Source organism: Kitasatospora sp. NPDC008050 (assembly GCF_042957465.1).
GTDB lineage: Bacteria > Actinomycetota > Actinomycetes > Streptomycetales > Streptomycetaceae > Kitasatospora.
Map to the genome: position 1 here is coordinate 1 of NZ_JBIBIJ010000012.1, position 16,781 is coordinate 16,781.

Below are 16,781 nucleotides of genomic sequence, written 5' to 3' on the forward strand. Positions count from 1 at the left end.
ATACACCGTCGAGGCGGTCATGCCGTAGTCGATCCGCGTCAGCGTGCCGCCGCGCGTGTAGGCCACGCCGGTGTTCTGCGCGTTCGCCCCGTAGTGGTTCGTCTCCGGCTGGTAGTAGTACGCGGTCGCGTTGTTGTGCAGATCGACCGTGTAGTCCAGGTTCCAGCGCCAGCCCTGCACACACGAGGACGCCGCGAACGAGGAGGCGTTGCACGGGTCACCCGGATGCGCGCCGTAGACCGGCATCGTGTACACCGACTGCGTGGTCTGCTTGCCCGCGCTGTAACCCGGCAGCTGGTTCAGGCCGAAGTAGTACTGCACACCGTTCTCGGTGACCCGGAAGTACTCACCGTTGTACGTCCCGTTCGACCCGCCGGTGAGCTGCTCGATCTTCTCGGTCGACGAATCATCCGCCAGGTGGAACGACGTCCCGTCGTAGACGATCTGCGTCGACTTCCCGTTGAGCGACAGGGTCAGCACCTGCCCGGCCCAGCACTCGTCACCCGACCCCAACGGCGCACCCGAAGTGGTGTCATCCGCACAGGACTTGTACGAACGCTCGATATACGAATCGGTGGAGGACCAGCCGTCCCCCAGCCACGAGGACTGGTTGTTCGTCCCCGAGGTCCGACCGTCCTGCGAGGACGAGTCGTAGGACAGCGACAGGTCCGGCGCCGGACCGGCGATCGACTTGGGCGCCTGGATCGGGTACGCGTACGTGAACGCACCCGTGTTGGCCCCCTCGGCCCACGTCCCCGCCGGCGACAGCGAGGTCGCCGAGTAGGTACCGGACGAGCCGTCCGGCGCCGAGGTCGCCGCCAACACCATCGCCGATGACGAGACGGACTGCGCCTGGGCCTGATCGGTCAAGGCAAGCGGAGCGGATCGGTCGCTCGCGCCGGCCCCCGGCGCGAGGTTCACCTTGGCCGTCAGCGGTGCCCCGGGCGCTACGGCCACCGGCGTCTGCGTTTGACACTGCGCCAGCTCCGGTGTGGTCAGCGCACATGCGGGCAACTGCACCAGGTGCAGCCGGGAGGCGTAGTCACCACCGAACGCGGCCCGGAACGAGGACGGATCCACCGTCACCGTCGCCGCGCCGGAACCCGCCGAGGCATCGGCCGACTCGACCGAGAACAGCACCCCGTGCACGCCCGCCTTCGACGCCACCGACTGGTCCGCCGTGGTCACCCGCACTCGCGACAGCGGCGCCGAACCCGCCCCGGCCGCCTCGGCCTTCGCCCCGGTCTTCGCCCCGGTCTTCGCTCCGGCCGTCTCGGCGGGAGCCACCGAGATCGGCAGCGTGCCGGCCCGGCCGCCACCTGCGGGCTCCCGTCCCTGCGGGGTGGCCAACGCCCGCGCGCCGCCGCCCGTCGCGGCGGTCAGGTCCACCACCGCACTGCCGGCCCCCGGCAGCTTCGAGGCAACGGTCGGATCGTAGGCGGTGAAGCCACCCGTGGTCGGCACCTTGCCGGGAGTCGCCCGTTTGAACGGGATCCGTCGCTCCACCGGAGCCGCCGGCCTGTGCGGTTTGGCTGCCGGCGCCGCATAGGCCACCACCGGCGCACCCATCGAAACAACGATCGCGCTTGACAGCAGCACGGCGCCGGTTCGAGCGAGTTGTCCGGATTTAAGTCTTCGCACGGCCTGAAACAGACCTGCCCCCACCATCGTCTCTCCCCTGGTTGAAACACGATGGGCCGCAGCGCTCGCGACCGCCGGGGAGGCCGGGTGCGAAGGCGGCCCTGACACATCGTCATGCGGCGGTTATCCGCCGGGCCATGCTGGCACGAAGTGATCATCGACATGATCACAGTTTGATGACGACCCATCTCAACCGCGTCCGCCCTGTGCCCACTTAGTCACATCAATCCGCGTAAATCACCCACCCGGTCTCCGGGGCGATGATCGATTTCGTCAGAGTCAGCGAGCAGAATGCCTGTCGCACGGGGCGCCCAGCGAGGGCACCCCCTTTCGGGGAACAGGAGACCCGGCCTCGATGGCCCTCTCTACCGCACATACCAGCCGGGGCAGATCAGCGCTGCTCCGAGGATCGCGCGCGGCAGCCGGCATAGCCGTGGCCGCGCTCACCGCCGGACTGCTCTCCGGCTTCGCGGCGCCTGCCCGGGCCGCCGCGCCGACGCCTTCGGCCAAGCCCACCACCCCGACCGCTCCCGGCAGCCCGGCCAAGCCGGCGAGCCCGCCCAAGGCGCCGGCCCTCGACCCGACGGCCCAGGCCCAGGCCCAGGCCCAGCACGACGCCTCGGTGCAGGCGAAGAAGTCCGGCAAGCCGGTGGTGGTCGACGCACTCACGGCGGAGAACGCCCAGACCCTCGCGAACCCGGACGGCACCTTCACCCTCCAGCAGTCCGCCGCCCCGGTGCGTGCCCGCAAGAACAACGCCTGGGTGCCCGTCGATACCAAGCTGACCAAGAGCGCCGGCGGCCGCTACGCCCCCGGCGCCACCGACGCCGACGTGTCCTTCTCCGCCGGCGGCACCGACCCGCTGATCAGCATGGTCCGCGAGGGCAAGCGCATCTCGATCAGCTGGCCCGGCAGCCTGCCGAAGCCGACCGTCAGCGGTGACACCGCCACCTACCCGTCGGTGCTCCCGGACGTCGACCTCACGGTCACCGCGCGCGCCGACGGCTTCAGCGAGGTCCTGGTCGTCAAGAGCGCGGCGGCTGCCGCCGACCCAGCGCTCGCCACCCTGCACTTCGCCACCACCACGGACGGTCTGAGCCTCGGTCAGGACAGCGCCGGGGACGCCACCGCCACGGACGCCGGCGGCACCACGATCTTCCGGGCGGACCCGCCGCTGGTCTGGGACTCAGCCACCCGGAGCACTCCGCCGAGCACCCCGCCCGCCGCGCCCCGCGCCGCCGCGAACGCCGGTGCCGCGAAGGCCGACGCGAACCCGACGGACGGTGCCCCGGCCGGACAGCCCGCCGCCGATCCCCAGGCCGTCTCCGGCATCCGGGGCCCCGGCGACAGCGCGCACACCACCCGGATGGGCTTCACGGTCGGCAAGAACGACCTCGCCATCACCCCGGACAAGGGCCTGCTGACCGACTCGCACACGATCTACCCGCTCTACATCGACCCGGCCTGGTCCGGCAACCCGTCCGTGGTCTCCTGGGCCTCGATCAACTCGGCCGGCTGGAAGGCCACCACGGGCAACACCGCGAAGGCCGGCTACCTCGGCAACTGGTCCGGCTGCGGCAGCTACTGCTACCAGACGTACCGCTCCTACTTCGAGATGAACACCGCCGGGTTCCAGGGCGCCAAGGTCACCGACGCGCACTTCTACCCGTACTTCACCTGGAACGCCGCATCCGGCCAGGACAGCAAGGTCTTCGTCGACCCGGACTTCGGCGGCGACCTGGCCTGGGGCAACAAGCCCGGCGGCAACTACGTCACCAACTGCGGCGGTTGCAACACCGGTACCGTCGACTTCAACGTCACCTCGGCCGCCCAGGGCGCCGCGAACGGCGGCTGGCGCGACCTCGAGGTGGAGGCCGCGAACGAGGGCGACCAGAACGACTGGAAGCAGCTCGACCCCACCCAGACCAACTGGTCGGTCACCTACTACACCACGCCGTACATCAACAACACCTGGCCGCAGCTGATCACCACGCCGCAGACCAACGGCCCGGGCGGCACCTTCGTCACCGGCAACAGCGTGACCATGCAGGCCACCGGCGGCGACAGCGACGGTGAGCAGGTGATGTCCGGCTACGAGATCTACAACGCCCCCGGCGGCAACGTCGGCTCCCTGGTGCACAGCCAGCTGTGGAGTCCGTACAGCGCGGTCGGCGGGTCCTACACCTTCTCCGGGCTGGCCGACGGCCAGTACGTGTGGCATGCGCTGATCCACAGTCATGACGGCAACCTGGAGTCCGGCTGGTCGGCCTGGGTCCCCTTCACCGTCAGCACCGCCGTACCGCCCGCGCCGGACGCCTGGTCGGTGCAGTTCCCCAAGAACCAGTTCGGCGCCGCCTACCAGGACAACGGCACCTTCACCTTCACCACCTACAACAACCCCAACGTCTACGGCTACATCTTCTCGCTCGACGGCGACCTGGGGTACACCGTCTGGAACCAGAGCGCGCCACCGCCCACCTTCGGCGGCGGGACCCCGAGCCGCGGCCAGCAGTACTGGGTCCGGTACAGCGGGGACATGACCCCGGTGACCCTCTCCGTCCCGACGGTGGGCCCACACGTGGTCTACGTCAAGGCGGTCAGTGCGGCCGGCTACGTCTCCTCCGAGTTCTCCTACGGCTTCTGGGCCGGAGTGACCACCCCGCGCTACGTGACCGGTGACCAGTTGGCCGGCGGCTACAGCGCCACCAACGACGACAACAGCACCACCAGCGTTCCCTCGGCGGTGGTGCACGGTGCCAACGGCGCCAACGTCATCAGCCAGGGCAACTGGTGGCAGACCCACTGGGCCGGCGCCGGGCAGGCCATGTTCGGCAACGGCAGCGGCGCGGTGGGGGTCAACGACACCGCGACCTTCAGCTTCGACGTCCCGCACGCCGGCTACTGGAGCCTGGGCGCCAACCTCACCAAGGCGGGCGACTACGGCCAGTACAACCTGGTCCTCGACCAGGGCAGCGCCACGCCCAGCACCCTGATCACCGGCTACGACGGCTACACCCCGGCGCCCAACGTCGCCACCGAGTTCCATGACTTCGGTCCGCCGAAGGACAGTTCGGGCAACGTGATCAAGCTCGCCCAGGGCCTGCACACCATCACCCTCATCGTCACCGGCAAGAACGGCTCCTCCGGCGGCTACCAGGCCGGCATCGACGTCCTGCGGCTGGCGCCGATGAGCGCCACCTGCAAGATCACCGACCTCACCGCCTGCCAGAACAACATCGCCATCAGCGCCGACAACAACCACCTCGCCGCGGACGCCGACGGCGGCGGCATCAGCTTCTCGGCCGGTCAGCTGGCCGCCGCGGGCTGGAACCCGAACACCCCGATCACGGTCAACGGCGCGCCGATGACCGTGCCCAACTACAGCGTCGGCAAGGCCGACAACATCCTCTCCAGCGGCCAGACGGTCACCGTCAACGACACCGGCCAGTCCGCCGTGGGCGGCAACTCGGTTGAGTTCCTGGCCTTCTCGACCGCCGGCAACGTCACCGGCGCGACCGGCACCATCACCTACCCGACGCAGGCCGACGGGAAGACCAGTACCTGCGGGACGACCACGAGCTACCCGTACACGCTCGACAACGTCCCGGACTGGTCCAACGGCGCCCCGAGTTCGCACGTCGTCGGCTTCGCCAACCGCAACACCCCCTCGGGCACCGACCCCTGGGCCCCGCAGCTGTACCCGGTCTCCATCGCACTGCCGTGCCCGGGGCTGCCGATCCAGAGCGTCACGCTCCCGGTGGTCACCAACCGCCTCGTCTACGGCACCACCGCGCTGCACATCATGGGCGTCGGCATCCGGCCGGCCTCCTACGTGCCGGGCACCTCGCTGGGCTCGAACTGGACCGCCACCTGGGGGGCTCAGCAGGACACCCACCAGGCCGGCGTGGACACCCGCACCGAGCGGACCTCGGTGACCACCACCCTCGGCGGCAGCAACGCCCGGATCCACCTGTCCAACGCCCTGGGCACCCAGCCCATCACGCTGGACCACGTGACGATCGCGCAGCAGCAGAGCGGCCCGACCCCCACCGCGACGCCCGTGAACCTGACCTTCAACGGCCAGACCAGCGTGACCATCCCGGCGGGCAGCGAGGCCACCAGTGACGGGCTCGCCTTCCCCACCACCAGCGGCGAGGTCCTGCTCATCTCGTACCACCTGGCCACCGCCACCAGTGACGCCGCCCTGCACCTGGACACCAAGGGCTCGACCACCTGGTACTCGGCGACCGCGGGCGACGCCACCACCGACAGCACCGGCACGCCGTTCACCACCTCGAACGACAGCGTCTACTGGCTGACCGGCGTCGACGTCGCCCCCACCAGCAACAACACCGGGGCGCTCGCCCTGGTCGGTGACCAGACCGTCAACAGCGACACCACCACCCCCGACGGCCACCACATGCTGTCCGACCTGATCTACGGCGACGTGGTCCAGGCGTACAACAACGACCCGATCGACAACCCGGCCCCGTACGGCGTGATCAGCGAGAGCAGCAACAGCTGGACCGTCGCCAACAACCTGCTGCCCGCCCTCTCCGGCAGCAGCAACCAGCTGACGCCGCCCAGCGCGACCGACCCGATCGACCGCACCGCGCTGGACGCCTCCAACGTCCACACCGTGCTGATCTCCACCGGGACCAGCGACCTGCTGAGCGGCACCAACGCCACCGACCTGGAGAACCGCCTCGGCGCGCTCGCCCAGCAGATCCGCCAGCGCTACGCCGACGCCAACGGCGGTTCGCGCAAGATCGGCGTCTACGTCGCGACCATCCCGCCGAGCCTGGCGATCACCGGCGCCGCGGAGACCACCCGACAGACCGTCAACAACTACATCCTGTGCGGCAAGTCGGACCCGACCGCCGGCATCTGCACGAGCAACAGCGGCTGGCTCGGCGGCAAGGCGGACGGGGCGATCAACTTCGCCGCGGCCCTGGCCACCGACCACACCGACACCGGGCCGCTCAACGCGACCCGCGACCTGTACACCGACAGCACCGGCAAGCAGTACCCGTCCCAGCTCTACTACGAGGACCTGGCCGCCCAGTACACCAAGGACAGCGCCAACCTCAACCCCACCACCCCCGGCGGCGGGGTCGGCGTCCAGCCGATGACGGCCAGGCGCGCGCAGTAGCGTCACCGCCGCACCGCCGCCCAGCAAGGCGCAGCTCAGCTCAGCTCGGCACAGCTCGGCACAGCAAGGCGAAGGCCGCGGGCCCCCGGATCGGGTGGCCGCGGCCTTCGGCCTTGGCGGGAAGCGCCTGTGGCGCCGCGTCAGCGCTCGGCGACGAACAGGGTCTGGAGCACCTGCCCGCAGGCGCCCGCGGCGTCGTCCAGCCGGCCCAGCGCCAGGCCCGAGCCGAACGGGCTCGCGGTGGTGGCCGCGCTCAGGCAGAGCCACTCGCCGACCGGGTCGCGGTGCAGGGCGAGGGTGACGTCGGTGTTGATGACCATCTGCCGGACGTGGTCGAGCTCGAAGGCCACCGCCCAGTTGCTGTCGGCGAGGGTGAGCGCGCGGGTCAGCGGGGTGTCGGTGCTGCCCGCCACCAGCGGGATCCGCTGGCGGGCCCAGGCCGCGCCGGGGCCCGGCCGGTCGAAGCCCGCGCCGGGCGGGAAACGCCACTCCATCGCCGAGACGTAGCCGTCGAGGTTGCCGCCGCGCAGGCCGTGCGGCGGCTGCGGCCCGGGCAGCGGCGGCGGGGTCGGCTCCGGGCGCAGCTCCGGAGTGTCCGACGGGCTCGCGGCCAGGCGCCAGGCCCGCGCCAGCATCACCACCTGACCGTCCGCGGTGATCTCGCCTTCGAGCAGCTCGGTGCGCGCACCCGACCGGACCGTGCGCACGGCCACCGTGAGTTCGGCCACCGGGACGGGACGCGGGATCTCCAGCGTCACCCGCGCGATCCGGAAACCCTCGCGCGCCTGGTGGCGTTCCAGCGCCCGGCCCAGCAGCGCCGACGGCGGGCCGGCGTGCTGGGCCTTCGGACTCCACGGCCCGGCCGTGGACTTGGTGCTCTCGAACCGGCCCTCGCCCAGGTCCAGGTAGAAGGACTCGGGCTGGTGCGGTGAACCACCGGTCATCTGGTGCTGCTCCCTCGCTCTGCCATGTGCTCCTGTCGACCGACCATAGATCAGTCGAGCCGGGCCTCGAAGGCCAGCTCCCGGGCCAGCTCCTCGACCTGCCGCTCGGCGAGCCCCCGGGAGGTGAACCAGGCGCCGACGTTGCGCACATCGCGCTCCAGGAAGGAGCGGCCGCGCGGGTTGGCGATGACGTCGACGATCTGCGGCACGTCGATGATCACCAGACGGCCCTGGTGCACCAGGATGTTGTAGGCGGACAGGTCGCCGTGCGCGTAACCGTCCCGGGCGAGCACGGCCAGGCTGGCGCCGAGCTGCTGCCAGAGGTCCGCCAGGTCGGCCTCCTCGGGCCGCAGTTGGGCCAGCCGTGGGGCGGCGGCACCGGAGGGGTCGCCGATGAACTCCATCAGGATCTCGGTGCCCAGGATCTGGACGGGGTAGGGCACGGCCACGCCGGCCGACCAGAACCGGCACAGCGCGGTGAACTCCGCGGCGGCCCACTGGCCGGCGATCGCCTGCTTGCCGAAGTCGGTGCGCTTGGCCATCGCACGGCTGACCCGGGACTCCTTGTGGGCGCGACCCTCCAGGTAGCCGGAGTCGCGGTGGAACATCCGGTGCTGGCCGTCCCGGTAGCGCTTGGCGGCCATCAGGGTACGGCGCCCGGTGCCCGGCACGGCGCGCTCCAGCAGGAAGACGTCGGCCTCCTTGCCGGTCTTCACGATGCCGAACTCGGTGTCGACGGCGGCCAGTTCGGTCACCACCCAGCCGGGGCGCGGCTCGGGGCCCTTCTCGGTGGGGGTGGACCGGTCCCAGGTGGACCAGCGGTCGCCCTCGGCCGGCCCGTCCCCTGCCGGGACCGCCTCGTGCTGCTGGTCACCGTCGACGTCCTCGGTGGCGTCATGGCCGCCGAACTCGTAGCCCTGGGCCTCGTTGCTCTGGGCCTCGAAGCCCTGGTACTCGAAGCCCTGGTATTCGGCGAACGCCTGCTCGTAGGCGTCGTCGTCGAAGGCGCGGCGACCCGCGCCCTTGCTGCGGATGCGGCTGAAGGACTCGTTGTCGGAAAAGCGCTTGCGCATGACTGGTGTGCTCCTGATGGAGATGGCCCACCGGAGGGTGCGTCAGCGGACGCGACGTCAGCCGGCGGGCAGGAAACGAGGGAGGGCGTAGGGCGCGCACGCGAAGGCGCGCCGCGTCACGGCGGCGACCACCAGCACCTCACCTCGCTCTCTCACCTCGTCGGAACCTCACAGGAACGCGACGATGCTATCGGGCCACGGGCCGGGCGCAACTGATTTACCTGGTGCGGCCGGAACTGATCTGCCCAGACGGGAACAGAAGCCCCATGGGGCAGAAAGCATGATCATTCGACGCCCCTTGGGGCAAACTTTGCCTGTGCCAGACCATTCCTTTGTCTTCTCGATTACGTTCAGAGGACGGTCGCAGAGCGCGACCCGACAGGCACCGGAGGTACTGACTCATGCGACGGATCATTACCAAGTTCAGTGGTCTCGCGGCGATTTCGATGCTCGCGCTGGCCGTGGCCCAGCCGGCCCAGGCGGCTCAGGCAGCTCAGGCGGCTCAGGCGGCTCAGGGAGGCGCGGGCGCGGCCTACTTCGAGTTCACCGACACCACGCACCAGACCTTCGTCTTCAAGCTCACCGACCAGGGCAAGATCCAGCAGGCCCGGAACATCCTGGCCGGCACGGAGACGGAGCGGACCCAGGTCATCGGGAAGGTCGTCAAGTCCCCCGCCCCCTACAACAAGCCCTGGAAGTACCAGCTCGACCCGGACTCGGTCTCCTTCTTCGGGATGGCCGTCGAGGCGTGCGACTCGAACATGGTCTACCTGGGCCAGCACCTCAACGAGGTGGGCGGCGCCTTCCTGCCCGGCTCCACCTGGTGTGACTGGACTTCGAAGCTGACCCGCGAGGTCACCCCGCAGTAGGCGACGGCCTCCCGAGCGCCCCCGCCGAGCGCAGGGCGGCGATCCGCTCCGGCGGGTAGCCGAGTCGGCGCAGCACCGGCTCGGTGTGCTCGCCCAGCGCCGGCACCGGGCCCATCGGCAGCTCGACGCCGGCGAAGCCGAACGGCGGCAGCAGCCCGCGGATCTCCCCGGCCGGGGTCGCCACCGGGCGCCAGCGGTCCCGGGCGGCCAGTTGCGGGTGTTCCAGCAGGTCGCCGACGTCGTTCACCCGGGCCGAGGCGATGGCCAGTGCGTCCAGGAGCTTGATCACCTCCGGCGCGGTCATCGTCACGGTCCGCCCGGCCACCAGCGCGTCGACCTGCCGGCGGCGGCGCACCCGCTCGACGTTGGTCGCCCAGTGCGGGTGCTGTGCCAGATCGGGGCGGGCGAGGAAGCCGTCGGCGAACCTGGCCCACTCGCGGTCGTTCTGGATGCCGATCAGCACCTCCTGCTCGTCGGCCGTGGGAAACGCGTCATAGGGCGCGATGCCGGGGTGGGACAGGCCCGCCCGGCCCGGCGAGCGACCGGTGCCCTGGGTGTGGTGCAGCTGGTGGCCCATCCATTCGGCCGTCGCCTCGAACATCGAGACCTCGACCGCGCTGCCCTGCCCGCTGCCGGCCCGGCCGACCAGCGCGGCCAGCGTGCCCGACAGGGCATACATACCGGCCGCGATGTCCGAACTGGGCACCCCGGTCTTGGCCGGCTGCTCGGGCGTGCCGGTGAGCGAGACCAGGCCCACCTCGCCCTGGATCAGCATGTCGTAGGCGCGTTTGTCCTGGTAGGGCCCGCCGGAGCCGTAGCCGGAGAGGTCCACCGTGATCAGCCGCGGGTGCCGGGCGCGCAACTCGGCGGCCCCGAAGCCCAGTCGGGCGGCGGCCCCGGGTGCCAGGTTCTGCAGGAAGACGTCCGCGGCCGCCACCAGGTCGCGGAGCACCGCCCGCCCCTCGGGTGTCCGCAGGTCGAGGGTGATCGACTCCTTGCCCCGGTTGAGCCAGACGAAGTGGCTGGCCAGTCCGCCCACGCTGCGGTCGTAGCCGCGCGCGAAGTCGCCGCCGTCGGGCCGCTCGATCTTCACCACCCGGGCACCCAGGTCGGCCAGATGCCGGCTGGCCAGCGGTGCGGCCACCGCCTGCTCCAACGCGACCACCGTGACACCCGCCAGCGGCAGCGGCAGCAGTGGCGGCGGCAGCGACTGCGACTGCGACTGCGACTGCGACTGCGACTGCGACATACAACCGCCTCCCCGAACGCCGGCCTCCCCCAGCCCTACCCCCCGAACGCCCGTCTCAGTCGGCCGACCAGTGTGCCGAGGGCAGCTGCACCACGAGCAGCGCCAGCCCCGCGAGCGTCACGTTGCGGATCGCGGCGTCCAGCCCGTTCCAGGCCTTGGACTGCCACATCGCGAACCACTCGCCGCCGATCGCGATGAACCCGACTCCGAAGAGCACCAGCATCATCAGCAGCCCCAGCGTGGCCGCCCGCCGCACCCGGGTGAAGTCCCGTCGCCACAGCGCGGGCAGCCACCAGACCGTGGCCACCAGGAGCAGCAGCGCGGCCAGCGCCTCCCAAATGATGATCAGAACGTACGCGGTGTCCTGCAGCGCGGGCGAGGTGATGGCCCGCCACATCAGGTTCCGGTCGTGGAAGGTGGTGTCCATCGCGAGCACATGGTGGACGAACTGCTGGTTGGTGCCGAAGTCGGTGATGTTCCCGAAGACCACCAGGAGCAGGTAGAGCGCCACCGTCGCGGTCAGCACGGCGGCCGCCACCGGCAGCGTGCCCAGCGTCAGTGCACTGTCACGGACGGCGCGCGTGCGGGCGCGGGTGGTTCCGGTTGCCGGCATGCCGGGCCTCCCAGGTGCGTCGTGGCTGTTGCGAACGGTAACCGATCGGTCGCTGACGGGAACTCTAGCGGCGCGGCACCGCAGGCGTGCAGCACCCGCAGGCACCGCAGGCGTGCGGCACCCGCGTGCAACACAGGCGTGCGGCACACGCGAGCGGCGCGCCACCCCCGCCGCCCGCTCAGTGATGCACGATCCGGCCCAGCTGGCGGCCCAGTTCGGGTCCGGCGGCGCGGTGGATCGCGATCAGGGCGGCGTCGTCGCCCAGGTGGCCACCCGCGTGGGCGAGCAGGTCGCGGCGCAGGTGGTGCGCCAGCGCCTCGGTGCCGAGCCCGGTCCACTGGGCGGCCCGCTCGGCCAGGGGGTAGAACCGCCCCTCGCGGTCACGGGCCTCGACCACGCCGTCGGTGAACAGCAGCAGGGTGTCGCCGGGTTCGAACGCGGCGGTGTGGATGGTGTGGTCCGCCGGTCCCAGCGGGCCGATCCCCAGTGGCGGCGAGGGATACAGCCCCGCGACGGGTGTGGCCTTGCCACGGCGCAGCAGCAGCGGCACCGGGTGCCCGCAGCTGGTCAGCCGGAGCACCGGCTCCTCGTCGGGGATGTCCAGCAGTAGCGCGGTGATGAAGTGCTCCAGCAGCTCGCCGTCGGCCTCGGCGGCCTCGGCGAAGTAGCGGCGCACACTGCGGTCCAGGGCGGCGGCCAGTTCGGGCAGGGTCGGGTACTGGTAGGCGGCCTCGCGGAAGGCCCCGAGCAGCGCGGAGGCCTCGCCGATGGCGGCCAGGCCCTTGCCGCGGACATCGCCGATGATCACCCGGGCCGCGTTCTCGGTATGGGTCGCCGCGTACAGGTCGCCGCCGATCCGCGCCTCGTGCTCGGCGGCCAGGTAGCGGCTGCTGATCCGCAACGGGCCGAGCCGGTGCGGCAGTGGGCGCAGCAGCACGGTCTGTGCGGCCTCGGCGACCGAGCGCACCTGGGCCAGCTCCTGTCGGCGGTGTTCGCGGACCCGGCAGAAGAAGACGATGAAGGCGGAGAGCACCGCGAGGGCGGCGACCTGCACCATCACGTTGCGCGAGGAGAGCACCCCGAAGTGCAGCCCGATCCAGGCCTGCGCCCCCACGGCCAGGACGCCGATCAGCGCCGTCAGTCGAGGGCCGGCGAAGGAGGCGGTGATCGCGGGCGCGATGACCAGCAGCGGGCCCAGGTGCACATCCGCGGGCACCGCGAGGTCGACGAGGGTGATCACCGCGATCAGCACGAGCGGAATGATCACCAGCGCATGGCTCGACCGCCACGGCTGCCCGACACCGGCGAAGCGCTGCCGCAGACCCATGTCTTCCACTGTGCGCCGTCGCGGGGCGGCGGACGAGCGGACGGACGAGCGGACGGACGGGCGCCGGCGGACGGGCACGAGCGGGCGCGGGCGCCCGCCCGGCGCAGGGGCGAGGATGAAGGGAGAGGTGAGCCGTACCGGCCGATCCTCGACGAAAGCTCCGAGCCTCGACGAAACCTGGAGGGCGAGATGAGCGACGATCCCCGCATCGGCACCCCCGGCACTTACGAGTTCTCCGCTCCGGACGGCGTCCTGGACGTCGAGTGGATCGGCCTGGACCCCATGGCGGACACCCGGGCACGGGCGCACGCCCAGCGGGTGGAGAGCGGGAGCGGCGGCGAGTACGTGGTCACCCAGATCCGGCGCCGCGCCGCGACCGGATGGCAGGCCGTCCCACGAACCACATCGACCCCATCGGGCTGAGCGGACGACAGCGGGCCGAGCCGGATCGACCCCAGCGGACCCGAGCAGCCCGAGCAGCCCGAGCGTTCAGGACGGTGCGAGGACCACCCAGACCTGGCCCGGGTGGAAGTCCATCGGCTGCCCGTCGGGCTGGGTGAAGGTGGTGGGGTCGGCGTCGGTGGGCCGCGACCAACTGGCGTTGTAGGCCTTGCCGTCGCGCAGCACCGTGGCGCTGCCGCTGCCGACCGTGGGAGCGTAGGGCGACGGGACGCCCGGCGAGTCCTCGAAGCCGCGCGGCGAGGTGGTCTCGGCCACGTGCTGGATCACCACCGTCGGTGCGCCCATCTGCCCGGCGTCGGTGGTCTGGGCGGGCTTGCCGTCCATCGATACCAGCCACTTCTGCGCCTGCTGCGACCAGTCGAAGGTGAACTTCGCTGCCGGGAAGGCGACGTTGTAGCTGGTCTCGGCCTGCCCACCGGCGGGCGCGGGGCCGAACCGGAACCCGATGTCCTTGGCCTGCGCGGAGTCGGGGTAGGCCGCCAGGATGCTGCTCGGGCGGACGAAGAGGTTGTACGGAGCCACCCCGGGGCCCCGGAAGTACGAGGAACCGGCCTGCGTGGCCGAGGCGTTGAAGATGTTCGCGTCGGCCAGCACCGGCAGGAACTTGGTCAGCGCACCCGAGTAGGCGAAGGCCACCTTCCCGTACTGCTCGAGGATCGGCAGGTCCGACTCGCGCGCGCTGCGCACGGGTCCGGCCACCGAGGGCAGGTGGTTGGTGTCGAAGACCGCCAGGAAGCGGGTGATGCCGCCTTCCACCTCGATCGTGTAGACCACGTCGGCCGAGTTGATGCCGGTCTGCGGGCGGGCGTTGACGATGTTGTCGATCTTCACCGCGACGATCCGGCCCTCGGGCTGGTCGAGCCCGGTGAGCGGGGCGACCCCGTTCGGCGAGCCGGCCGGCGGCGCCGTCGGGGCACCGGAGGACGGACCGGTGGCCGTCGGGGAGGAGACCGTGGTGGGGTGTCCGCCGCCACCGCCGCCGATGGTGGCCAGCGCCGTGCCGACGCCGATGGCGACCAGCGGGACACTGACCACCGCGACCTTCCCCGCCGTCGAGCGGCGCTCCCACCACTGTCTGAGCCCCATGAGAAATCTCCCGCCTGCCGCGCGGTCCGTGTCCCCCACTCCAGACTGCTCGCGCTCCCCGCAGCCGTCCATATCTGGCGCGGCGACCGCTCCCGGCGCCCGGTCGCACCGCCCGGTCGCACCGCCAGGCGGCCCGCTGGGCGAAACGCAGCGGCGCCACGAACCGTGGGGCCCGGCCGAGTCGATCTCGGCCGGGCCCCGTCCTGCTACAGGTCCTGCTACAGGTGCCGCTGCAGGTTCCGGTACAGGTGCCGCTCCAGGTGCCGGGTCAGCTCTGGCTGAAGCCCGAGAAGTCGGCCTCCCCCGAGGTCCCGTCGCTGTGCGAGGTGGTGAAGACGCCCACGTCCTGCGTCGGCTGCACGCCCGGCACCGTGGCACTGCCGACCTGGGTCCAGGTGCTGCCGTCCGTCGAGTAGTAGCCGGTGAAGACCGAGCCGCTGCGCACCAGCTTGAGCCAACTCGGGTACGCGGCGGTGCCGGTGCCCTGGTTGGACGGTGCGCTGTTGGAGTCCAGCTGCCCGCTGCCGGTGCTGTCCCACTGCAGCACGTAGCCCTTGCCCGGGGCCTCCGCCAGGATCACGTAGCCCGCCGAGGCGCCGGGCCGGGTGAGGTCGTCGCGCACCATGATCCCGGACTTGGCCCAGTCGCTGGTGTCGGCCTGGCCGGTGACCTTGACGATCGTGGTGGAGCCGTCGTGCTCGGCGCCCGGCTGGTAGACCGTGCTGTACTGGTCGGTGCTGCCCCACAGGTCGGCGCCCGCACCGTCGACGGCGATCGCGTCGCCCTGCTTGCCGAAGATGGCACTGTTGTCGGTGAAGGTCTTGAACGGCGCCGCCACGGGGGCGGACACCTCGACCGGGTTCGCCGAGTCGGCCGTCACGCTGCCGCCGCTCCAGCGGGCGGCGGCGGTGCCGGTGAGGGTGGCGTGGGTGATCGGAGCCGGCAGCGTGGTCGGCGCCGTGACCTGGAAGGCCGCGATCGCCTCGTGACCGCCGGGCACCTTGCCGAAGGCGGTGCCGGTCAGCGGCTTGACCTGCCACCCGGCCGGGGCGTTCAGCCCCAGGCGCACGTCACTGACCGCCTGGGCACCGTTGTTGGTGAACGTCGCGGTGACCGTGCTGCTCTGACCCGGCGTCTGATTCGGCACCGAGGTCGCGAGTTGGATACTCGGCGCGTAGTGGCCCGGCGAACTGGTCGGCGCCACCCGGTACATGACCGTACCGTGGGCCGGCACCGAGGCGCTGATGGTGCCCGCGCTCTCGCTGGTCCGGTGCGCCCACAGGTCCCGTAGCGTGTAGCCGTGGGCGCTGGGCAGGCCGACGGCGGCGGCCGTGGTGGAGATGACGGCCGGGGTGGCGTTCTCGTTGAAGAGGGTCACCGCCACGCTGCCGTCCGCCAGCGGCTTGGCCAGCACGTCCAGACCGCCGGCCAGCGTCACCGGGGTGCCCTGGCGGCCCAGCCTGTCCTGGTCGACCGCGATCACCTCGCGGTTGCCGTAGTCGGCCAGGGTGTCGGCGCTCGCGGTGGTCAGGTCGGTACCGGAGATCAGCGGGGCGGCCATCTCGGCCCAGAGCGAGAACTCGGAGCGGTCCTCGGTGGCCGTCATGCCGTTGCCGACCTCCAGCATGTCCGGGTCGTTCCAGGCGCCGGGCTCGGCGGCGGAGGCGAGTTGGACGTTCTGGTGGAAGTTGGACAGCATGCTGCCGAAGGAGGCGTTGATGTCACCGGTGGTGCGCCACAGGTTGCCCACGCCCGGGCCCCAACTGGGCACGTTCTCCAGGCCCCAGTCGCAGAGGCTGTAGACGATGGGCCGTCCGGTGGCGGCCAGCGCCGTGCCCATCGCCTGGTAGCGCTGCGGGGCCGGGACGCCCTGGTTGTAGCAGTTGTCGTACTTCAGGTAGTCGACGCCCCAGGCGGCGAAGTCGCCCGCGTCGGTGGTCTCGTGGCCGAGGCTGCCTGGGTAGCCGGCACAGGTCTGGGTGCCGGCGCTCTCGTAGATCCCCAGCTTGAGGCCCTTGGCGTGCACGTAGTCGGCGACGGCCTTGATGCCGCCGGGGAACTTCACCGGGTCCGGGACGAGGTGGCCGCCCGCGTCCCGGTTCGAACTCATCCAGCAGTCGTCGATGTTGACGTACTGGTAGCCGGCCGCCTGCAGGCCGCTGGAGACGATCTTGTCGGCGGTCTGCTCCACCAGCTTCGCGCTGACGTTGCAGCCGAAGGCGTTCCAGTCGTTCCAGCCCATCGGCGGGGTGAGGGCCAGCCCGTTGTCCAGGGCGGCGGCGGGGGTGGCGGTCAGCGAGACGGTGGCCAGGGGCGCCACCGTCAGGGCGGCGGCGACTAACCCGGCCCAGGTCCTGCGCATGTG

At 71.3% G+C, this 16,781-nt stretch carries 10 protein-coding genes and 1 pseudogene; 3 read left to right on the forward strand and 8 right to left on the reverse strand.

All coding sequences use genetic code 11. From position 1 onward, the window contains the following. A pseudogene (locus ACFZB9_RS23180) lies at nt 1-1,668 on the reverse strand (hypothetical protein); the annotation flags it as partial. 328 nt (nt 1,669-1,996) lie between these two features. Between ACFZB9_RS23180 and ACFZB9_RS23185 the strand changes: the two are divergent. Then, complete coding sequence (locus ACFZB9_RS23185) at nt 1,997-6,793, forward strand: hypothetical protein (RefSeq protein ID WP_391449983.1); 4,797 nt, start codon at nt 1,997-1,999, stop codon at nt 6,791-6,793. Between the two features lie 140 nt (nt 6,794-6,933). On the opposite strand, the gene ACFZB9_RS23190 is transcribed toward ACFZB9_RS23185, so the two are convergent. Together ACFZB9_RS23190 and ACFZB9_RS23195 are read right to left on the reverse strand one after the other, a co-directional pair. After that, on the reverse strand, nt 6,934-7,737 hold the full coding sequence (locus ACFZB9_RS23190) for a thioesterase family protein (RefSeq protein ID WP_391449985.1): 804 nt from the start codon (nt 7,735-7,737) through the stop codon (nt 6,934-6,936). A gap of 50 nt (nt 7,738-7,787) precedes the next feature. Then, on the reverse strand, nt 7,788-8,810 hold the full coding sequence (locus tag ACFZB9_RS23195) for a serine protein kinase RIO (protein WP_391449986.1): 1,023 nt from the start codon (nt 8,808-8,810) through the stop codon (nt 7,788-7,790). A gap of 401 nt (nt 8,811-9,211) precedes the next feature. On the opposite strand from ACFZB9_RS23195, the gene ACFZB9_RS23200 reads away from it, so the two are divergent. Then, a complete protein-coding gene (locus ACFZB9_RS23200) occupies nt 9,212-9,679 on the forward strand; it encodes a calmodulin-binding protein (RefSeq protein ID WP_391449988.1) in 468 nt (155 codons plus the stop codon). On the opposite strand, the gene ACFZB9_RS23205 is transcribed toward ACFZB9_RS23200, so the two are convergent. From ACFZB9_RS23205 to ACFZB9_RS23215, 3 genes are all read right to left on the reverse strand, one after another. Further along, entirely contained in the window at nt 9,666-10,928 is a 1,263-nt protein-coding gene (locus tag ACFZB9_RS23205) for a CaiB/BaiF CoA transferase family protein (protein ID WP_391449990.1), read from the reverse strand. The two genes, ACFZB9_RS23200 and ACFZB9_RS23205, sit on opposite strands and share 14 nt — an antisense overlap. Nucleotides 10,929-10,983: 55 nt before the next feature. Next, nucleotides 10,984-11,541: a DUF2165 domain-containing protein gene (locus ACFZB9_RS23210; RefSeq protein ID WP_391449992.1), complete on the reverse strand. Its 558-nt coding sequence runs from the start codon at nt 11,539-11,541 to the stop codon at nt 10,984-10,986. A 178-nt stretch (nt 11,542-11,719) separates the two neighbouring features. After that, a complete protein-coding gene (locus ACFZB9_RS23215; protein ID WP_391449993.1) occupies nt 11,720-12,868 on the reverse strand; it encodes a PP2C family protein-serine/threonine phosphatase in 1,149 nt (382 codons plus the stop codon). 189 nt (nt 12,869-13,057) lie between these two features. Here ACFZB9_RS23215 and ACFZB9_RS23220 point away from each other — a divergent pair, with 189 nt between their 5' ends. After that, the gene (locus ACFZB9_RS23220) at nt 13,058-13,291 is read left to right on the forward strand and encodes a hypothetical protein (protein ID WP_391449995.1); all 234 of its coding nucleotides are present in this window, start codon (nt 13,058-13,060) and stop codon (nt 13,289-13,291) included. Between the two features lie 66 nt (nt 13,292-13,357). Here ACFZB9_RS23220 and ACFZB9_RS23225 read toward each other — a convergent pair whose 3' ends face one another. Both ACFZB9_RS23225 and ACFZB9_RS23230 read right to left on the reverse strand, forming a co-directional pair. Beyond that, nucleotides 13,358-14,416 (reverse strand): DUF3048 domain-containing protein, encoded by a 1,059-nt coding sequence (locus tag ACFZB9_RS23225; protein ID WP_391449997.1) that lies wholly within the window; start codon nt 14,414-14,416, stop codon nt 13,358-13,360. 268 nt (nt 14,417-14,684) lie between these two features. Beyond that, nucleotides 14,685-16,778 (reverse strand): NEW3 domain-containing protein, encoded by a 2,094-nt coding sequence (locus ACFZB9_RS23230; protein ID WP_391449998.1) that lies wholly within the window; start codon nt 16,776-16,778, stop codon nt 14,685-14,687. Between the last annotated feature and the right edge of the window lie 3 nt (nt 16,779-16,781).

Excerpts from the sequence above, each read along its gene's own strand:
- ACFZB9_RS23225 (WP_391449997.1), bottom strand. The coding sequence starts at position 14,416 with ATGGGGCTCAGACAGTGGTGGGAGCGCCGCTCGACGGCGGGGAAGGTC.
- ACFZB9_RS23205 (WP_391449990.1), bottom strand. The coding sequence starts at position 10,928 with ATGTCGCAGTCGCAGTCGCAGTCGCAGTCGCAGTCGCAGTCGCTGCCG.
- ACFZB9_RS23200 (WP_391449988.1), top strand. The coding sequence starts at position 9,212 with ATGCGACGGATCATTACCAAGTTCAGTGGTCTCGCGGCGATTTCGATG.
- ACFZB9_RS23195 (WP_391449986.1), bottom strand. The coding sequence starts at position 8,810 with ATGCGCAAGCGCTTTTCCGACAACGAGTCCTTCAGCCGCATCCGCAGC.
- ACFZB9_RS23220 (WP_391449995.1), top strand. The coding sequence starts at position 13,058 with ATGAGCGACGATCCCCGCATCGGCACCCCCGGCACTTACGAGTTCTCC.
- ACFZB9_RS23185 (WP_391449983.1), top strand. The coding sequence starts at position 1,997 with ATGGCCCTCTCTACCGCACATACCAGCCGGGGCAGATCAGCGCTGCTC.
- ACFZB9_RS23190 (WP_391449985.1), bottom strand. The coding sequence starts at position 7,737 with ATGACCGGTGGTTCACCGCACCAGCCCGAGTCCTTCTACCTGGACCTG.
- ACFZB9_RS23210 (WP_391449992.1), bottom strand. The coding sequence starts at position 11,541 with ATGCCGGCAACCGGAACCACCCGCGCCCGCACGCGCGCCGTCCGTGAC.
- ACFZB9_RS23215 (WP_391449993.1), bottom strand. The coding sequence starts at position 12,868 with ATGGGTCTGCGGCAGCGCTTCGCCGGTGTCGGGCAGCCGTGGCGGTCG.
- ACFZB9_RS23230 (WP_391449998.1), bottom strand. The coding sequence starts at position 16,778 with ATGCGCAGGACCTGGGCCGGGTTAGTCGCCGCCGCCCTGACGGTGGCG.